At 61.4% G+C, this 3,318-nt stretch carries 5 protein-coding genes and 1 pseudogene; all 6 read right to left on the minus strand.

The features are described 5' to 3' along the window. Positions 1-210: 210 nt before the first annotated feature. The gene (locus tag EN932_RS32085; RefSeq protein ID WP_127415969.1) at positions 211-579 is read right to left on the minus strand and encodes an SPW repeat protein; all 369 of its coding nucleotides are present in this window, start codon (positions 577-579) and stop codon (positions 211-213) included. Between the two features lie 22 nt (positions 580-601). Then, entirely contained in the window at positions 602-925 is a 324-nt protein-coding gene (locus EN932_RS32090; protein WP_127367032.1) for an RNA polymerase rpb6, read from the minus strand. A gap of 11 nt (positions 926-936) precedes the next feature. Continuing rightward, entirely contained in the window at positions 937-1,704 is a 768-nt protein-coding gene (locus tag EN932_RS32095; protein WP_128338284.1) for an NADH dehydrogenase ubiquinone Fe-S protein 4, read from the minus strand. Positions 1,705-1,775: 71 nt separating this feature from the next. Beyond that, positions 1,776-2,285, minus strand: a complete 510-nt coding sequence (locus tag EN932_RS32100) for an Hsp20/alpha crystallin family protein (RefSeq protein ID WP_013525023.1) — start codon at positions 2,283-2,285, stop codon at positions 1,776-1,778. Positions 2,286-2,358: 73 nt separating this feature from the next. Further along, a pseudogene (locus tag EN932_RS32105) lies at positions 2,359-2,834 on the minus strand (Hsp20 family protein). A 231-nt stretch (positions 2,835-3,065) separates the two neighbouring features. Continuing rightward, a partial coding sequence (locus EN932_RS32110) for a hypothetical protein (RefSeq protein WP_128369362.1) occupies positions 3,066-3,318 on the minus strand: 253 nt, incomplete at its 5' end.

The following is a 3,318-nucleotide window of genomic DNA, read 5'->3' on the forward strand; positions in this document are numbered from 1 at the left end:
TGTAGATAGACTGGAAGAGCATCAGCGCAGCGAAGGCAGCGTTGTGTTTTCCTTTACTCATGTCCATTGCGGCCACTCCACACAGCGCGGGATATAGGTCGTCAAACCGGAGCGCATCAATTCTGGCACGTCAACGCCTTCATCGCCGCCGGCATCGTCTCGCGAAAAAAAGAGCGGGCCCGGAAGAGTCGGACCCGCCAGCGGCTATGATCAGGCTGCAGAGAGCGGTCGGTCATTCGCGAGCCAAAGGCTGGCTGCTGCCAGGGCAGCAACCACAGCGCCAGCGATGGCGTGCGACCACATTGCTGCCGCCAGGCCGGCAAAGCCAAGCACCCAAGGTGCGGCCACAATCCACAGGCCGACGACAAGGTTCGCCCATTCCTCATATTTGTGGAACGCCACCAACGCGCGCGCTGCGATCAGAACGGTGATTACGCCCCCGATGAAGGCGTGCCAGACGGCAACAGCATCGGCAGCATAGCCAAGGAGCCAAGGCGAGAGCGCCAGCGCGATGCCGGCAAGGATGTTTACGACATCAAGCGCCCGCCTGCTGCTGTCGGAAGCGAGATTCTTCAACACTCCCTTCCTGCGTTTCAGTACGTCAATGTACCGCCCTTGAGTCGAGGGCGGGTGCGGCAGCGGGCCTGTTCGGCCCGATGCCGCAAAGCTTCTTGGGTCCGGATTTGAAACGGACGCAGTCCTTCGGCGAGATCGGCTCAGTCAGGAGGAAGGGTTCGATCTCCCGAGGTTCGAACGAATTGCCGGCGATCTCACTCAATGCGAGATGCGGCCGGCTCTTCGGCCTGGCCGCCAGCCGGGGCGCTGCGCCGCGCGCCAGTGCGCGCGCCCGCCCTGCTGCCGCGACCGCAAGCGCGAAGGGGTTCGGGATGGTCCGTTGGGCGTCGAAGACGATCAGTGGGTCCATTCTTGCCTCCATCATGCGGCTATCCGGGATCGTACCGGGCTGAGCCGAGTCTGGAATCTCTGGGTACTGCCTTCCAAGGCCAGCAGAGCGAGCTCAACCTCGTCCAATCGCGTCGGACGTGCATTTTCCGGCATGCCTTCAGCGGTGGCCAGGTCGATCAGGTACTCGTTCCAGGCCCAGTTCTTGAGCACGGCACATTTCTCTTCGGGTGCGAGTACCGGGTCATCCACCACCTGCATCGGAGAGGCGTAGAATGTCTCGGGCTCGGAAAGCGCCGTCTGTATGTGCGCTGCCTCTGCACCAGCGCCATAGTTGTGGCTTGCCTGAAGCCATGCCAATAGTAGCCGTTGCCAAACCACGTCGGAAAAGGCGTGCCTCTCCTCCGATGCTTGCCTGTTGCTGACCTTGGCCTGAGAGCCAGAAGATGGAGCCTGCACCACGTAGCTGAGGCCTTGGCGCTCCGCATAACGGATCCCCGCCTCCAGCGTCGGAAAATCCGGTCGAACCTGGGTCAGGGTGTCCCGGCCGCCCGTATAGCCCATCAGCGGCTCGATGAACGGGGCTGTGCGAGGTTCGAAGATCAATCGCCAGTCCTTACGGGGCTTTGCCGAGGTCGTGGCCGAGCGGCATGGCTGGTAGATCCGTGCCGTCACGCCGTCCGGAAACACTGACCGCCCCATTGACAAAGCCGGCTCGTCGACACGAGGCCGATTGTCATTGTCCGGCCGGCCGGAGGTCCTGGTTGGGCTTCTGATGTCGCTGCTTTGAACTGTCTCCATTGTCTGTCCCTCCTATCATGAAGGGTGGTACGAGCAGCGGCCGTTACGGCCGCTGCTCATACTGCCGTGCGTCAGTTCTTGCCGTTGATTGCGATCCGCTTGGCCTTCGCCTGCGCCCGCTCGGTCTTGGGCAAGGTCACGGTCAGCACCCCGTTCTTGAAGGCGGCGTTGACCTTGTCTTCCTCGACCTCGTAGCCGAGCGGAATGAGGCGCTCGAAGCGACCGTAGAAGCGCTCGGAGAACTGCCGGTCTTTGTCCTCGGTCTCGGAACGCTTCTCGCCTTTAAGCTTGAGCGCCCCGTTGTCCAGCAGGACTTCTATGTCGCTCTCGTCCAGGCCGGGTATTTCCGCCGTGACGCGGACTTCCTTGTCCGTGTCGGAAATTTCGACGCTGGGCCAAGTGGCGGCAAAAGAGGGACTGAAGGCCGGCAGTCTGGCGCCGAAGCTGCGGAAGGCGTCATCGAACAGCCGGTTTACCTCCCGGTGGAGGGAGACGAAGGGGTCTCGATCTCCATCAGGGAAGAGACTGGGCGCCGAGTTTCCGTTGCCCCGGCCCCATGGGATCAAATCACGTACGCTCATTGTCTTTCTCCTTTCGTAGGTCTGTGAGCCGGGCCGGACGCCCGGCTCAAGCGATGCCTTCATCGTGGATTGCTCAGGCCGCCAGCTTCTCGGTCTCGACCTTGCGGGCTTCGATCTTCGGAATGGGAGCCCCGCTGGAGATCTCGACCTTGCGCGGTTTCATCTCCTCGGGAACCTCGCGCTTGAGATCGATGCTCAGCAGCCCGTTCTCAAGGCTGGCGCCAGCAACTTTGACATGATCGGCCAGTTCGAACCGACGCTCGAAAGCGCGCCCGTTGATGCCGCGGTAGAGATACTGGCCGTTCTCATCGCCGGATTGCGACCCGCTCACGACCAGCATGTTGGGCTGGTGAGTGATGGTCAGCTGGTCCTGCGAGAAACCGGCGACCGCCATCGTGATGCGATAGTCATCATCATCAACCTTGGCGATATCGTGGGCGGCCAGTTGTCGAACGAGGCCACACGGCTCGCATTTTCAAGCATGTCGACCATGCGGTCGAAGCCGATGCTGGACCGGTACAGGGGGGTAAAATCGAGGTTCATAACCACATCCTCCTTTGAGCAACATGGATCATAGGAGGCGCCAAGAGCCTTGCCGCCTCCTGGTCTTGCCGGCCCCATCAGGCGACCGGCGACCATCAATTTAGAATCGCGACTTGCACCTTCAAGAGGTATTAGGAAAATTTTCAGCGGCAATCCGGGCGAAACGCACCCATGCCACCCCCCGCCGGCGGGGTCACTCGCCGACGGGTCAATGGTTCACGAACAATCAGGTCGCGCTTAAATCCGATCGATGAATGGCACGAACCCGGCCACCATCGCGCTGTCACTGCCATCAGGACCGGCAAGCTCGTCCGATTGATCCAATTGTTGCAATGCATCCATGATCGCATCGAAGCTGACTGGTTCACCCGCCCCCGGCAGCATGCGAAGCGCTGGCACGGATTCTACCGCGCAGGCATCCGACGCCCATGACGAAAGGATGGCGCGCTTCTCCTGACCGTCCAGGGCAACGTCGGCCAAGACGTCGTGG

The organism is Mesorhizobium sp. M7A.F.Ca.US.002.01.1.1, assembly GCF_004022955.1.
GTDB classification, from domain to species: domain Bacteria; phylum Pseudomonadota; class Alphaproteobacteria; order Rhizobiales; family Rhizobiaceae; genus Mesorhizobium; species Mesorhizobium ciceri.

Excerpts from the sequence above, each read along its gene's own strand:
- EN932_RS32095 (WP_128338284.1), bottom strand. The coding sequence starts at position 1,704 with ATGGAGACAGTTCAAAGCAGCGACATCAGAAGCCCAACCAGGACCTCC.
- EN932_RS32090 (WP_127367032.1), bottom strand. The coding sequence starts at position 925 with ATGGACCCACTGATCGTCTTCGACGCCCAACGGACCATCCCGAACCCC.
- EN932_RS32100 (WP_013525023.1), bottom strand. The coding sequence starts at position 2,285 with ATGAGCGTACGTGATTTGATCCCATGGGGCCGGGGCAACGGAAACTCG.